The sequence below is a fragment of the Actinoplanes sp. NPDC051346 genome (genome assembly GCF_040682215.1).
Taxonomy (GTDB): domain Bacteria; phylum Actinomycetota; class Actinomycetes; order Mycobacteriales; family Micromonosporaceae; genus Actinoplanes.
The window spans coordinates 1-14,151 of the sequence record NZ_JBFBAJ010000001.1; the positions used below are offsets into that span (position 1 = coordinate 1).

The 14,151-nt window shown below is 71.7% G+C and carries 11 protein-coding genes; 8 read left to right on the forward strand and 3 right to left on the reverse strand.

Annotated elements, in window-relative coordinates:
• The first annotated feature begins 316 nt into the window (after window positions 1-316).
• From AB0M36_RS00005 to AB0M36_RS00015, 3 genes are read left to right on the forward strand one after another with little or no spacing between them, the layout of a single operon-like run.
• Window positions 317-1,954 carry a hypothetical protein gene (locus AB0M36_RS00005; protein WP_364149955.1) on the forward strand — a complete coding sequence of 546 codons (1,638 nt, stop codon included), beginning with the start codon at window positions 317-319 and terminating at the stop codon, window positions 1,952-1,954.
• The gene (locus AB0M36_RS00010; RefSeq protein ID WP_364149958.1) at window positions 1,951-2,949 is read left to right on the forward strand and encodes a glycosyltransferase family 2 protein; all 999 of its coding nucleotides are present in this window, start codon (window positions 1,951-1,953) and stop codon (window positions 2,947-2,949) included. The genes AB0M36_RS00005 and AB0M36_RS00010 overlap by 4 nt, the downstream gene beginning before the upstream one ends.
• Window positions 2,936-3,364 carry a GtrA family protein gene (locus AB0M36_RS00015; protein ID WP_364149961.1) on the forward strand — a complete coding sequence of 143 codons (429 nt, stop codon included), beginning with the start codon at window positions 2,936-2,938 and terminating at the stop codon, window positions 3,362-3,364. The genes AB0M36_RS00010 and AB0M36_RS00015 overlap by 14 nt, the downstream gene beginning before the upstream one ends.
• Here the strand turns inward: AB0M36_RS00015 and AB0M36_RS00020 are convergent.
• The 3 genes from AB0M36_RS00020 to AB0M36_RS00030 are packed head-to-tail and all read right to left on the reverse strand — an operon-like array spanning window position 3,309 to window position 8,494.
• Entirely contained in the window at window positions 3,309-5,381 is a 2,073-nt protein-coding gene (locus AB0M36_RS00020) for an acyltransferase family protein (RefSeq protein WP_364149964.1), read from the reverse strand. The two genes, AB0M36_RS00015 and AB0M36_RS00020, sit on opposite strands and share 56 nt — an antisense overlap.
• Window positions 5,378-6,625 carry a nucleotide sugar dehydrogenase gene (locus tag AB0M36_RS00025; RefSeq protein WP_364149967.1) on the reverse strand — a complete coding sequence of 416 codons (1,248 nt, stop codon included), beginning with the start codon at window positions 6,623-6,625 and terminating at the stop codon, window positions 5,378-5,380. The genes AB0M36_RS00020 and AB0M36_RS00025 overlap by 4 nt, the downstream gene beginning before the upstream one ends.
• A 27-nt stretch (window positions 6,626-6,652) precedes the next feature.
• Window positions 6,653-8,494, reverse strand: a complete 1,842-nt coding sequence (locus tag AB0M36_RS00030; protein WP_364149970.1) for a stealth conserved region 3 domain-containing protein — start codon at window positions 8,492-8,494, stop codon at window positions 6,653-6,655.
• A gap of 272 nt (window positions 8,495-8,766) precedes the next feature.
• On the opposite strand from AB0M36_RS00030, the gene AB0M36_RS00035 reads away from it, so the two are divergent.
• The 5 genes from AB0M36_RS00035 to AB0M36_RS00055 all read left to right on the forward strand — a co-directional run bounded on the left by AB0M36_RS00035 (window position 8,767) and on the right by AB0M36_RS00055 (window position 13,892).
• The gene (locus AB0M36_RS00035; RefSeq protein ID WP_364149973.1) at window positions 8,767-9,006 is read left to right on the forward strand and encodes a hypothetical protein; all 240 of its coding nucleotides are present in this window, start codon (window positions 8,767-8,769) and stop codon (window positions 9,004-9,006) included.
• A gap of 64 nt (window positions 9,007-9,070) precedes the next feature.
• Window positions 9,071-10,633, forward strand: a complete 1,563-nt coding sequence (ffh, locus tag AB0M36_RS00040) for a signal recognition particle protein (protein ID WP_364149976.1) — start codon at window positions 9,071-9,073, stop codon at window positions 10,631-10,633.
• 72 nt (window positions 10,634-10,705) lie between these two features.
• Complete coding sequence (locus AB0M36_RS00045; RefSeq protein WP_364149979.1) at window positions 10,706-11,782, forward strand: amidohydrolase family protein; 1,077 nt, start codon at window positions 10,706-10,708, stop codon at window positions 11,780-11,782.
• A 53-nt stretch (window positions 11,783-11,835) separates the two neighbouring features.
• Window positions 11,836-13,242 carry a proline--tRNA ligase gene (gene proS / locus AB0M36_RS00050; protein ID WP_364149982.1) on the forward strand — a complete coding sequence of 469 codons (1,407 nt, stop codon included), beginning with the start codon at window positions 11,836-11,838 and terminating at the stop codon, window positions 13,240-13,242.
• On the forward strand, window positions 13,239-13,892 hold the full coding sequence (locus tag AB0M36_RS00055) for a DUF402 domain-containing protein (RefSeq protein WP_364152126.1): 654 nt from the start codon (window positions 13,239-13,241) through the stop codon (window positions 13,890-13,892). The genes proS and AB0M36_RS00055 overlap by 4 nt, the downstream gene beginning before the upstream one ends.
• The last annotated feature ends 259 nt before the right edge of the window (window positions 13,893-14,151 follow it).

The window sequence follows — 14,151 nt, forward strand, 5'->3', positions numbered from 1 at the left end:
CTGGGCCGGTGTCGCGAACGCCAGGCCGATGAAAGCGGCGGCGGGGATCAGCGCGAGGGTGGCGAGGCGACGGACCAGGGTCTTCTGCACGGGCACAACCTTTCGGGGATATCCGCGCCGGCGCTTGTTCGCCAGCTACGCATATCCCTTCGGTGGCCCCGCCGCATTCACTGATGCCTGTTCAGGTGCCTTGCCGTGAGTGCTGAGTTGCCGGTCGGGTGCTTGATCCAGCCCGGTTGCGGCCCGGGTCGACGCCACGGTGCAAATCGGGTGCAAAGCGGCGTCACTGCGGCATTCCGGGCCTCGTTTGGCAGGTGTGAGCGTCGAAATCAGGGACATTCCCGCGCAGGCGGCGGCGCCCGGGGTAGCCGTGCCGGCCGAGAATGCCCTGCCGGCCGACCGCCCATGGTGGCGCGCGATGCCGCGCGCCGCGCTGGTGCCGCTGACCGTGCTGCTGCCACTGGTGACGCTCGCGCCGACCGCGGACCACCGCTTCAATCTCTACTGGCATGGCGGCGACTTCCGGGCGCACCCGCTGCGTCAGCTCGCCGAGCCGTTCCGGACCGTGCCGATTTACCTCGACTTCGGCAACTTCCGACCGCTCGGGCGGCTCGTGGAGCGCGCCGTAGACGTCGCGGCATATCTGCTGATGGAGATCCTGCACCTCCCCGCGAACATCGCCCTGCGCGTGGTGTCTCTGCTGGCCGCGGTGGTGCTGACCGCCGCGGCGATGCTGTTGTCGGAGAGCATCACGGCGCGCGGACGACTGTTCCGCGAACCGCCGTCGCCGCTGACGGTGCTGGTCCCGTACGGCGTCGGCGCCGCGCTCGTGGCGGCCGGTGCCACGAGCACGACAGTGCTCTTCGGCGGTCTCTACTTCCTCTCCGCCGCGCTGGTTCTCGGTGTCGCGGCGGCGTGCTGCCGGGCGGTCTCCGCGGACGGACACGCGTTGCGCGCGGTTCCGGCCGTGGCCGCGGTGCTGTCCGGCGCGGCGCTGGCCGCGTTCAACGAGATCGCCTACCTCGCGCTGCCGCTCGCGGCGGTCGCCGTCGTGGCCCGGGGCCGGCTCGTCCTCGGCCTCGATCGGCGGTCCCTGCTCCGCGACCGGGCCACCCGCCTGGTAGGCCTGCTCTGGCTCGGATTCCTTCCGGTCTTCGTGCCCGTACGGTGGCTGATCGCGCGCGCCTGCGACACGGGCGACTGCTATCGCGGCTCGGACGTCGCCCTCGGGCCGGATCTCGGGCTCGCCTGGGTGCACCGGATGGCCGCCTGGCTTCCCCCGGTGCAGTGGCAGGAGGCGGCGCGGGGCGCCGACGGATCCTGGGCCATCGGCCTGCTGCCGGCGCTGGCCCTGGTGACGCTCGCCCTGCTCGCCCGGGGCACATGGGCGGACCTGCGCGGGTGGCGGGTCGATCGCCGGGCGGCGCTGGCGGTGGCGGTCAGCGCGGGTGCGGTCCTCGTCCTCGGTGCGGTCATGGCGGCGGCAAACGGTGACACGCAGGCCGCGGCGGTCGCCGGCCGGTGGGGCCTCGGTTGGCGCGACAGCGGCCTGGCCGCGGCGGCCGGCGTTCCGGCCCTGCTGGGCCTCGTGCTGGCCCTCGCGAAATGGCGGCACACGCCCGTCGCCCTGCTGGCGCTGCTGGTTCTCGCCGGTGCCGGGTCGGCCGCCGCGAACGGCACGTACGCCGCGGACTCCGCGGGACGTCAGTCTTCGGTCGTGAACAACGCCATCGCGCACGAGGTCGCCGTCTTCGACCGGACGCCCGCCGGCAACACCCGCCGGTGCGCTTTGCGGGCGGAGTTCCGAGTGCTCTACCCGGACCTTCCCTACTCCCGGTTCGCCCGCGCCGAGGTCCCCGGCACCGCGACACCGACCGAACGCCTCGAGGTGACGATCGACATGGCCACCAGACAGCTGTACGGCCGCCCGTTCTGCGCCCCGGACCAGCCGTGACCCGGCCCGCCGATCCGCTCGTGTCGATCGTCGCGCCGGTCTTCAACGAGGGCGCCGGGGTGGACGGGTTCGTGCGGCGCACCGGCGCCGTGCTCGAAGCGGCCGGATTGCGCTACGAACTGGTCCTCGTCGACGACGGCTCCTCCGACGACTCCTGGCCGCGGATCTGCGCGCTGAGCGGTCATGACCAGCGCGTGCGCGGCATTCAGCTCTCCCGCAACTTCGGCAAGGAGGCCGCCGTGCTCGCCGGGCTCGAGCAGGCCTCGGGGGACGCCGTCGTGGTCATCGACGCGGACCTGCAGCACCCGCCCTCCGCCATCGCGGCGATGGTGCGGTGCTGGCGCGACGGTGCGGAGATCGTCGAGGGGATCAAGCGCAACCGGACCGGCCAGCCGCCGACCGCCCGGCTCGCCGCGAAGCTGTTCAACGCGACATTCACCCGGCTGACCACTGTGGACCTCGTGAACGCGACCGACTTCCGGTTGTTGAGCCGCCCGGCGTGCGACGCGCTGCTGCGGCTGCCCGAGCATTCGTCGTTCTTCCGGGGCACGTCCAGCTGGATCGGCTTCCGGCGTACGGCGGTGGAATTCGACATCGACCACCGCGAGGGTGGGGCGACCCGATGGACCTTCCGGTCTCTGTGCCGGCTCGCCGTCAACGGGTTGACGTCCTTCACCTCCGCGCCGCTGCACTTCGTGACGATCGTCGGCTTCGGCTTCGCCGCGTTCTCGCTCGTGCTCGGGGTGCAGACGCTCGTCCGGTGGCTGCGCGGCGGATCCCTCGCGGGCTTCCCGACCGTGATCCTCGTGCTGCTCGTGATGGGGACGTTCATCCTGCTCGGGCTCGGGGTGATCGGTGAGTACCTGGCCCGCATCCACGAGGAGGTCCGCGGCCGCCCGCGCTACCTCGTCCAGGAGCGGACCGGTCCCTCGGCCTCCTCGTTGGACGAGCCGCCGGTCATCGTCGGGCAACGGGCCGATCATGCGGAACTTTGACGTCGGTCGTGTGCTGCGCTACGGCGTCAGCGGTGCCGCGAGCACCTTCACCCATCTCGGAGTGGCTCTCGCGCTGCACGACGGCGCGGGGCTGTGGCCGGTCGTGGCGAGCACCGCCGGGTTCGTGGCGAGCATCGTGGTGTCGTACACGTTGCAGCGCAACTGGGTCTTCCGGTCGGCGGTCGGCCACGGGGTGGGTGCGGCCCGGTTCCTCACCGTCACCGCCGTGGCCTGGACCGTCAACACCGTCATCGTCGGGACCGGGACCTCGGTGCTGGGCCTGCCCTATCCGTACGTGCAGGCCGTCGCGATCGTCATCATCCCGGTCGTGAACTACGCGCTGAACTCGCGCTGGACCTTCACCGCAGCCACGCCCCCAGCTCCGGAGCCAGCAGCCGGCTGTACGCGGTCGTGATGTGGTGCTGGTCGCGGTAGACCAGCAGGTTGCCGATCACCGGCGGGCAGGTCGTCGCGGTGCAGAACCACGGCGTCGGGTCGATGACCGTCGCGCCCGCCCGCCGCACCGCCGCGATGATCAGCTTGCGGCGCTCGGGCTTGGCGATCGCCGTCTCGCGGGACCGGGCGCACGCACCGACGTCGTCGAGGTGTTCCGACAGGCAGTCGGGCACGCTCCCGGTCTGCCACGGGGTGTCGTTCATGAAGTAGACCTCGGTGCCGGGCGTGGACACCGCCCGGACGGACCGCTCCCAGCCCGACACCCACGCCTCGTCCTGGGTCCCTGGCACGCCGAGCAGTTCGCTGCTCGGATAGGTCGACGCCATCAGGACCTTCGCGGGCCGCAGCGAGCGAATGTAGCGCCAGGCGTCCTCGCGCCACCGCACGCACTCGGTGAACTCCCGCTTGAGCTGCGGCAGATAGATCAAACTCTCCGCCGCGGTGCACGCGCTCTTGGAGACCACGACGACCTTCCACCGTTCCCGCAGCGCGGCGGCCTCGAGCGCGGGGAACCAGTGGCCGGCGTGCGAGTCGCCGAACAGCACGACCGTGGTGTCCGACGTCAGGTCGCCGTACGCGCACGGCTTCTTGACCTCCGGGTCGTCGAAGGTGCCGTTGCAGCCCTCGGTGTAGTAGCGCGGCTTGTCCTTCATCGCGTGGCGCAGCGTCGGGGTCAGGTTGACGGGCACCGCGGGGGCGTCCACGCTCGCGGCGATCTGCGCGGACAGACTCTTCGGGTCGAGGGTCTCCGGGTCCAGCACCGCGGCCCGGTAGGTCGTCGTTCCGCCCAGCTGCGTCGCGGCGAAGGTGATGGCGACACACAGCCCGGCGCTGAGAAGGGAGATGCCCAGGCCCACCCCGATGCCGCGCCACGGGCGGTTCCGCAGGGCACCGAGGTGCCGCACCGGGTTCTCCACGAGCGCGTAGGTGAGGGCGGCCAGCACCAGCGCGCCCAGCGCCGCCAGCACGTTCTCCCAGACGGCCAGGGGCCGGCCGATCGCGTGCGGCGCGATCAGCAGCACCGGCCAGTGCCAGAGATACCACGAGTACGAGAGCCGCCCGACGGCCTGCAACCCCGGATGTCCGAGCACCCCGGCCGAACGCCCGGTGCCGCCGGCGATCACCGCGGCGGTGCCCAGGACCGGCAGCAGAGCGGCATAGCCGGGGAACGGAGTCTGCGCGGTGTAGACGACCGCCGACGCGGCGACAGCGACGAGGCCGGCCGGGACGCACCAGCGCGGCAGTCGCAGCGCGGTCAGCGCGAGCAGGGCGCCGATGCCCAGCTCCCAGGCGCGGGTGTGCGCCCCGAAGTAGGCCCATCCGGCGTTCTCGCGCGTCTGCCACAGAGCCAGGGCGAGCGAGCCCACGGTCAGCAGCGACAGCACCGCCCCGAGCCCGCGCCGCCGGATGAAGACAATGATCAGTAGCGGCCAGACGAGGTAGAACTGCTCCTCGACCGCCAGCGACCAGAAGTGCTGCAACGGCGAAGGTTCCGCATCCGCCTGCAGGTAGTCCGTGCCGACCGCCGCGAGCCGGTAGTTCATCGCGTAGATCGCGGTGTGCAGCGCGTCGGACAGGATCGCGCTCAGCCGCAGCGGTGGCAGCCACAGCGCGGCGGCCGCGACCGTTGCCACCACCACGACGGTCGAGGCGGGCAGCAGCCGCAGGGCGCGGCGGGCGTAGAAGCGCGGGATCGACACCGTGCCCGTGCCCCGCGCCTCGCGCAGCAGCAGACCGGTGATGAGAAAGCCGGAGATCACGAAGAAGACGTCGACGCCGACATAGCCGCCATGGACGGGCAGACCACAGTGGTACGCGACCACGAGGAGCACCGCGACCGCGCGCAGCCCCTCGATGTCGCGGCGGTGCCGGGGCGGGCCGGCGGCCGGTGCTTCCGTGCCGGGCCGGGCCGGCGCGGGCGGTCGCGGGTTCTGTCTCGGCGGGGAGGCGACGGGCGCGGTGCTTATCTCAGTCACAGCCGGTGCGCCTCCCGGCCGGTGGTGACGCCCCGGGTGTCGAAGAAGCGCTTCGCGACGCCCGCCAGGTGGTCGGCGTCGTACTCGCGGTGGTGCTGCACCAGGATGACCAGGTCGGCCGCGGCGGCGGCGCCCTCGAGGTCGTCGGTGCGCGGCACGTTCCACTCGGTGACGTACGGGTCGTGGAAGGTCAGGACGGCGCCCAGCGATCCGAGCTGGCGGGCCAGGGGAGTGGCCGGCGACTCGCGCTGGTCGGCGATGTTCGCCTTGTACGTCACGCCGAGCAGCAGGATCTTCGCGCCGTGCACGGCCACGCCGTCGGCGTTCAGCAGGTTCTGCGCCCGGCGGGCCACGTACGCCGGCATGGTCGCGTTGATCTCCTGGGCGAGCTCGACGAAGCGGAACGGGTAGCCGAGCTTGCTGCGGACGTTGTGGCTCAGGTAGTTGGGGTCGATCGGGATGCAGTGCCCGCCGACGCCCGGGCCGGGATAGAACGCCTGGAAGCCGAACGGCTTGGTCGACGCGGCGTGGATGACGTCCCACAGGTCGATGTCGAGCTCGTGGCAGAACCGGGCCATCTCGTTGACCAGCGCGATGTTGACATGCCGGTACGTGTTCTCCAGCAGCTTCGCGGTCTCGGCCTCGCGGGTGCCGCGGGTGCGCACCACGGTCTGGACGAACCGTCCGTAGAACGCCTCGACCCTGTCGGTGCAGCCGGGGGTGAACCCGCCGACCACCTTCGGGGTGTTGTGCGCGCCGAACCGCTCGTTGCCCGGGTCGATGCGCTCCGGCGAGAACGCGACGGAGAAGTCGACGCCCGCGGTCAGGCCGGACAGCTTCTCCAGCAGCGGGCGCACCACGTCGTCGGTGGTGCCCGGATAGGTCGTCGACTCGAGCACGACCAGCATGCCGGGCCGCAGGTTGCGCCCGATGGCCTCGGTCGCGCCGATCACCGCGCGCAGGTCGGGGCCGTCGCCCTCGGACAGCGGCGTCGGCACGCAGATGACCGCGCTGGCGGCCTCGGCGATGCGCGTCTCGTCGGCGGTGGTGCGGAATCCGCCGGCGATCATCTCCGCCACGTCGGCGTCGGACAGGTCGTCCACGTGCGAGCGGCCCGCGCCGAGCGCGTCGACCACCGCCGGGTTGACGTCGAAACCGAGCACGGACAGACCGGCGCGGGTGGCCTGCTGGGCCAGCGGCAGCCCCACGTACCCGAGGCCGAGAATGACGACGTCGAAGCTCACGAGAAAGGTCTCCTTTGCGCGGACCCGTCAGACGACGGGCGAATTGGTGGCGGCCGGACCGCCGCGCGGCTGCTTGGTAGCGGCCGGGCCGGCGTTCGGTTGCGCTGGCACGGAGATCTCCGGCGTCTTGCCGGGTGCCAGCGCCGGGCCGCGGTCGATCTGCGGCAGGACGGTGGTTGCCGGCCGCGGGCCGGTCAGTTCGTACGGCGACGCGAACGGCAGATACGCCGGCAGGAACTCACCGAGCAGCGCCACCTGCTCGGCGGCGACTCGAGCGTCCGAGTCGGTGTCGTTGAGGCAGAACGCGTCGAGGTGGCGGTGCCGCAGCAGGTCGGCCAGCTTCAACGGCGTCGCCGGATTGGCCAGGTCGGCGTACGCGTAGGCGATCGTTCCCGGCGCGGCGCGCCCGGTCAGGTACGCGTAGTACTGCTGGAGCGACGACAGCAGGGAGATGTCGTCGGGGTGCCGGAACTGATGCCCGGCGGTGGCGTCGACGTGCTCGGCGAAGCGTTGCTCGATCTCGGCGATGACGCCGCGCCTTGACGGGTGCGGGGTGTGCATCATCTTGCGGGTCAACACCCGGCCGAACGTCTCGCGGATCAACTCCCGGTTGTTCTTGCCGGCCGAGTCGGCGGGCGGGTCGTCTGGCCGCCGGGGCGCCGAGTCCACCAGGGCGTTCGAGAAGAAGAACCGGGTCAGTCCGCCCGGGGTGAAGAACAGCTCGGGGGAGACCGGCCGGCCGAGGAACACGTCGTCGTTGAGATAGAGGAAGTGCTCGCTGAGGCCGGGGATGCGGTGCAGCCGGGACTCGATCGCCTGCGAGTTGAAGGTCGGCAGCCGGCCGGTGTCGCCGAAGATCTCCCGATGACCGACCAGGGTCAGGCCCGGGTGCGAGGTGTCCAGCCACGGCGGCACCTGGTCGTCGGTGACCAGGTAGACGTGGTTCACCCACGGCGCGAAGCAGTGCAGGGAGCGCAGCGAGTAGCGCAGCTCGTCGCGGCAGGCGTAACGCGATTCGTTGGTGGCGAGCCGGCTCGCCGCGCCCAGCCAGGTGTTCTCGGCCAGCGCGGCCGCCTTGCGGGCCTGCCACTGCGGGTCGCCGCCGTCGACCCAGGTGTAGACGACGTCGATGGGGAAGCTGATCCGGTCCGGGCTCGGCAGGGTGAAGATCTCCCTGGTCCGGTACGCGGTGCGGTCGTGCGGCGAGCTGAACGCTCCGAAGCAGGGTTCGGGCGCCGGCAGCACCGGCTCGTCGAGCGGGATCACGTCGGCGATGGGGTTGCCGCGCGGGCCGGTCAGGACGCCGTCGCGCTCGGTCCAGAACTCGATCTCGCAGCCCACGTCCGGGCCGAGCAGGAGCCTGCCGTGCGGGTCGGTGACCGGCCAGCAGGCCTTCAGAATCGACGCGGCGCCCGGCTTGGCGCGGCGGGGCCGGACGACGTCGAGCAGGCCGCCCTGTCCCTCGGTCGTCTGGCGCAGGACGCGGACCACGGTGGGACGGTCGGCCATGCGTACGGCCACCGCCGTCGTGCGCAGGGCCTTGGTGGGGATCCGGAACCAGTCGACGCCCGCCTCGTCGAGGGCGGCGACGACGCGGTCGAGGTTCTGCCGGCGTACGCCCGCGGGGCTGGCCGCCGGCTCCCGGCGGGCCGTGACCCACCCGCGGGCGCTGCGGACCCGCATGGTCGGTGCGTCCCGGCCGCCGCGCGTGAGCGGCAGTCGGGGTGGCGGGGCGAGCGACACCAGACGGCGGGCGACGCCGAGCCGCTGGGTCTCGTCGACGTGCGGCAGCACGCGGCGCTGCACGGACTTGAGGATGCGTGACCGGATCTCCCAGGGCGCCAGTCGCAGAATCCGCCGTAGGGGCACGAACTCGTCCTTCCGCCGGATGTCGTCGGGGCCGATCGGTCGGCCGCCCGGTTCCTGTGCCTCAACGGCGAGATCTGCCGGATGGTTGCGGTCGATGTCGCCTTAACGGACATCTGTGCTATTCCATAGTTACGCCTGATATCTGCGGTATACGCGATTTGTCCCTGTGGCGCGGGAGAACGGCCGCCGCCCACCCCTACGGGTGCGTCCCCGATGCGCTGCCTTGCGCCGAGGGGGCATCGTGGACAGCGGGCTTTCGAAGGGAGAAAGACATGGGCAAGGCAGTGGCGTACCTGGTGGCGATGATCGTCGGCGTGATCGTGGTCGGCTGGATCGCCTTCGCGGTGCTCGACGCCCTGGTGGGCGCGCTGGTCTACCTGATCGGGGGCGCGATCGTGATCGGCGGCGGCGTCTACCTCTACGGAAAGGCCAAGAAGGGGCTGGCGCCGGGCACCCGCAACCAGCGCCGGATCGAGGCGGCCGCGAAGACCTACCGGATGCGCAACCGGTGAGCGTTCCGGCGGGCCGCTAGGCTTGCGGGCATCTCCTCCCTACTGACCAACGGGAAGTTGTGCCGTGTTTGACACCTTGAGCGACCGCCTCTCCGGGATCTTCACCAAGCTCCGGGGCAAGGGCCGGCTCACCGACGCCGACATCGACGCCACCGCGCGGGAGATCCGCCTCGCGCTGCTGGAGGCGGACGTCGCGCTGCCGGTGGTCAAGGCGTTCATCGCCAACCTCAAGGAACGCGCCCGCGGCGCCGAGGTGTCCCAGGCGCTCAACCCGGCCCAGCAGATCATCAAGATCGTCCACGAAGAGCTGATCAACATCCTCGGTGGCGAGGGGCGGCGGCTCACGTTCGCCAAGCAGCCCCCCACCGTGATCATGCTGGCCGGCCTCCAGGGCTCCGGTAAGACCACGCTCGCCGGCAAGCTCGCCCGCTGGCTCAAGGGCCAGGGCCACCAGCCGCTGCTGGTGGCCTGCGACCTCCAGCGGCCCAACGCGGTCAACCAGCTCCAGGTGCTGGCCGGCCGCGCCGGCGTCGACGTGTACGCGCCCCAGCCCGGCAACGGCGTCGGCAACCCGGTCGAGGTCGCCCGCGACTCGATCGAGCACGCCCGGCGGACGGCGAAGGACATCGTCATCGTCGACACCGCCGGCCGCCTCGGCATCGACGCCGAGATGATGCAGCAGGCCGCCGACATCCGCGCGGCGGTCGACCCCGACGAGGTCATCTTCGTCATCGACGCCATGGTCGGCCAGGACGCGGTCACCACGGCCGAGGCCTTCCGCGACGGCGTCGGCATCACCGGCGTGGTCCTGTCGAAGCTCGACGGCGACGCCCGCGGCGGCGCCGCGCTCTCGGTGCGCCACGTCACCGGCGAACCCATCCTCTTCGCGTCCACGGGCGAGAAGCTCGAGGACTTCGACGTCTTCCACCCCGACCGGATGGCCAGCCGCATCCTCGGCATGGGCGACATGCTGACCCTCATCGAGCAGGCCGAGCAGGCCTTCGACGAGGATCAGAAGGAAAAGATGACCTCCAAGCTGCTCGGTGGCGAGCAGTTCACCCTGGAGGACTTCCTCGACCAGCTCATCGCGGTGCGCCGGATGGGCCCGATCGCCAACATCCTCGGCATGATGCCGGGCATGGGCCAGATGAAGGACCAGCTGGCCGAGCTCGACGACAGCCACTTCGACCGCGTGACGGCCATCATTCGCTCGATGACCCCGGGCGAACGCACCAACCCGAAGATCATCAACGGCTCCCGCCGTGCCCGCATCGCCAACGGCTCGGGCGTGACGGTCATGGACGTCAACCAGCTGCTCAACCGCTTCGCCGACGCGCAGAAGATGATGAAGCAGATGGGCGGCATGATGGGCCTGCCCGGCGCCGGCCGCCGCAAGGCGACCAAGAGCCCGAAGAACAAGCGCAAGGGCACCAAGGGCGGCAACCGCCCCCGGATGGGCGGCGGCATGCCGGCGGGCTTCCCGGGCGGCATGCCGCAGCTTCCCCCGGGCATGGACCCGGGCGCCCTCGGCGGCGGTGGCGGCCAGGGTCTGCCGCCGGGCTTCAAGCTCCCCAACCTCGACTTCAACAAGCTCACCAAGGGCAAAAAGGACGACGACAAGCGCTGACCCGTCAGGAGGCAGCGCTGCTCGGGCGGACCCAGGGCGAGGGCTGAGGCAGGCATCGGGTAGGACTGACGCATGGCTTTGCATGTGCGTGGGGTCGTTCTGCCCGAGGGCGAGGTCCGCGATCTCTGGCTGGTCGGTGACCGGGTGACCTTCGAGCCCGTCCGCGACGCGGAAACCGTCAGCGACGGCGGCTGGATCGTGCCCGGGCTGGTCGACGCCCACTGCCACCTCGGCATCCGCTACGGCGCGTCGCCGATCGAGAGCCTCGACGAGGCGCGCGGGCTCGCCGCGATGGACCGGGACGCCGGGGTGCTGGCGCTGCGCGACGCCGGGTCGCCGTACCCGTATCCCGAACTGGACGACGAGCCGGAGATCCCACGGCTGGTGCGCGCGGGGCGGCATGTCGCGCCGACCCGGCGCTATCTGCGGGACATCGGGGTCGAGGTCGACGCCGCCGACGTGGTGGACACCGTCACCGCGCAGGCGAAGGCCGGGAGCGGCTGGGTCAAGATCGTGGGGGACTGGATCGACCGGTCCGTCGGAGACCTCGCGCCCTCGTGGGATGCCGCGACCATGGCCGCCGCCGTGGAGGCCGCGCACGCCGCCGGGGCCCGGGCCGCCGTGCACACCTTCTCCGAGGAGGCGGTGGCGCAGATGGTGCGCGCTGGCGTCGACTCCGTCGAGCACGGCACCGGGCTGTCCCTCGACCTCGTCGACGAGATGGCGCGCCGGGGGACCGCGCTGGTGCCCACGATGATCAACATCCGGACCTTCGGGAAGATCGCCGATCAGGCACGACCCAAGTTCCCCGGGTACGCCGACCACATGGTGCGCCTGCGCGACCGCTTCCCGCAGGTCGTCGTCGCCGCTCACGAGGCCGGCGTTCCGGTATACGTCGGCACGGACGCCGGCGGCAGCATCCGCCACGGGCTCGCGGCGGAGGAGATGCTGCTGCTGCACGAGGCCGGCATCCCCGCCGTGGACGTCCTGGCCGCCGCGTCGTGGCGCGCCCGGGAATGGCTGGGATTCCCGGGGCTGGTCGAGGGTGGCCTCGCCGACCTCGTCGTCTATCCCGAGGACCCCCGCGCCAACCTGCGGGTCGTGCGTGAGCCCCGCCGGATCGTCCTCAAGGGGCGCGTCGTCCGCTGACACGGACCGCCCGCGCCCCGGCGGCCCCCGGGGCGCGGCTAGGATGCTGCCTCATGGCTCGCGTGCTCACTCCCCGTGCGGAGGACTTCCCCCGCTGGTACCAGGACCTCATCGCCAAGGCGCGGATGGCCGACAACGGCCCGGTGCGCGGCACGATGGTGATCCGACCGGCCGCGTACGCGATCTGGGAGCGCATGCAGGCCGAGATGGACGCGCGGATCAAGGAGGCCGAGGCGCAGAACGCCTACTTCCCGCTGTTCATCCCGGAGAGCTACCTCAGCCGCGAGGCGCAGCACGTCGAGGGCTTCTCCCCGGAGCTCGCGGTGGTCACCCACGCCGGCGGCAAGGAGCTGGCCGAGCCGATCGTGGTCCGTCCGACCAGCGAGACGATCTTCGGCGAGTTCATGGCGAAGTGGATCGACTCCTACCGGGACCTGCCGCTGCTGCTCAACCAGTGGGCCAACGTGGTGCGCTGGGAGCTGCGGCCGCGCACGTTCCTGCGGACCACCGAGTTCCTCTGGCAGGAGGGCCACACCGCGCACGCCACCGAGGCCGACGCCCGCGACTACGCGCGCCGCATCCTGCACTCGGTCTACGAGGACTTCATGACCAACCTGCTGGCGATCCCGGTCGTCCCGGGCCGCAAGACCAAGGGTGAGCGGTTCGCCGGCGCCACCAACACCATGACCCTCGAGGCCATGATGGGCGACGGCAAGGCCCTGCAGATGGGCACCTCGCACGAGCTGGGCCAGAACTTCGCCAAGGCGTTTGACATCACCTACACCTCGCAGGCGGGCGCGGTCGAGCACGCCTGGACCACCTCGTGGGGCAGCACCACCCGCATGATCGGCGGCCTGATCATGGTGCACGGCGACGACAGCGGCCTGCGGTTGCCGCCGCTGCTCGCCCCGATCCAGGCCCAGATCATGGTGGTCAAGGCCGGCGAGGGCGTCACCGAGGCGGCGGTCAAGCTCCGTGACGAGCTCAAAGCCGCCGGCGTACGGGTGAAGCTCGACGACCGCGCCGACATCCCCTTCGGGCGCCGCGCGGTCGACGCCGAGTTGCAGGGCATCCCGGTCCGCATCGAGGTGGGCCCGCGCGACCTGGCCGCCGGCAACGCGGTGGTGGCCCGGCGCATCGACGGCACGAAGTCCCCGGTCGCGCTCGGCGAGGTCGTCGCCGAGGTGGTCGGCGCCCTCAAGACCGATCAGCAGCGGCTGTTCGACGACGCGCTGGCGCTGCGCCAGGAGCGCACCGTGGACGTCAAGACCCTGGGCGACGCGATCGAGGCGTCCCAGACCGGCTGGGCGCGGGTGCCCTGGTCGGCGGTCGGCACCGAGGGCGAGGCCGAGGCGAACGGCAAGGCGGTTACCGTCCGCTGCCTGATCCGCCCCGACGGCTCCGTGCCGGAGTCGGACGACGAGCCCGACGTCATGGCGATCCTGGCGCGCGCGTACTGATGTTCGCCGCGGGCCGCCAGGTCCTCTACCGCAACATCGACGGGCCGCGGCTGGCCTGCGCACGCCCGTGCCGGGTGGTCTCCGACGACGAGCGTGGGCTCCTGCTCTGGCTGGCCCGCGGCTCCGCCATGCTCGTCGAGGAAGCCGTCGACGGTCGCGGCGTGCGCGACATGCCGTTCGCGGAGTGGATCGCTCTGAGCCACCGGGTGATCCCGGCCAGGTGGCACGGGCCGGGCCTGCTCAAGTTCATCCCGCCCGACGCCGACCACTCGGTCTGGTTCTTCCGCGACGACGAGGGCCGCTTCACCGGCTGGTACGTCAACCTGGAGGAGCGCGCCCTGCGCTGGGACGACGGCGACCTGGCCGGCGTCGACGTGATCGACCAGGACCTCGACGTCCTGGTCCGGCCGGACCGCTCGTGGGAGTGGAAGGACGAGGACGAGTTCACCGAGCGCCTCGCCTTCGGAGAGCACTACTGGGTCCGCGACGAGGCCGCCGTCCGCGCCGAGGGCTGGCGCGTGATCAAGCAGATCGAGGCGGGCGACTTCCCCTTCGACGGCACCTGGACCGACTTCCGCCCGGACCCCACCTGGCCGGTCCCGACCTCGCTCCCGCCCGGCTGGGACCGTCCACCGGTCCCGCGCCCTTGATCACACAGGGCGCCGCTCCCGCGTCCGGACCCGTAGCCTGCCCGGCGTGGCTCTCGCACCACCAACCCCTCCTGCCCCAACTGTGCCCACCTGGGACCCCGGCCCCCGCAAGCCCCGCTGGACGGCCGCGGTCCTCGGCGCGTCCTGCTGATCGCGGGGGCGACCTACGGGTACCGCACCCTCAACGGCATCTTCGGCGCCCCGCACCCGGTCCGTGCCCAGGCCTGCCCGGCACTCGACCTCGCCCCGCTCGCCAGGG

Coding starts and splice junctions, on each gene's coding strand:
- proS (WP_364149982.1), top strand. CDS start 11,836: ATGGCTCGCGTGCTCACTCCCCGTGCGGAGGACTTCCCCCGCTGGTAC.
- AB0M36_RS00045 (WP_364149979.1), top strand. CDS start 10,706: ATGGCTTTGCATGTGCGTGGGGTCGTTCTGCCCGAGGGCGAGGTCCGC.
- AB0M36_RS00035 (WP_364149973.1), top strand. CDS start 8,767: ATGGGCAAGGCAGTGGCGTACCTGGTGGCGATGATCGTCGGCGTGATC.
- AB0M36_RS00015 (WP_364149961.1), top strand. CDS start 2,936: ATGCGGAACTTTGACGTCGGTCGTGTGCTGCGCTACGGCGTCAGCGGT.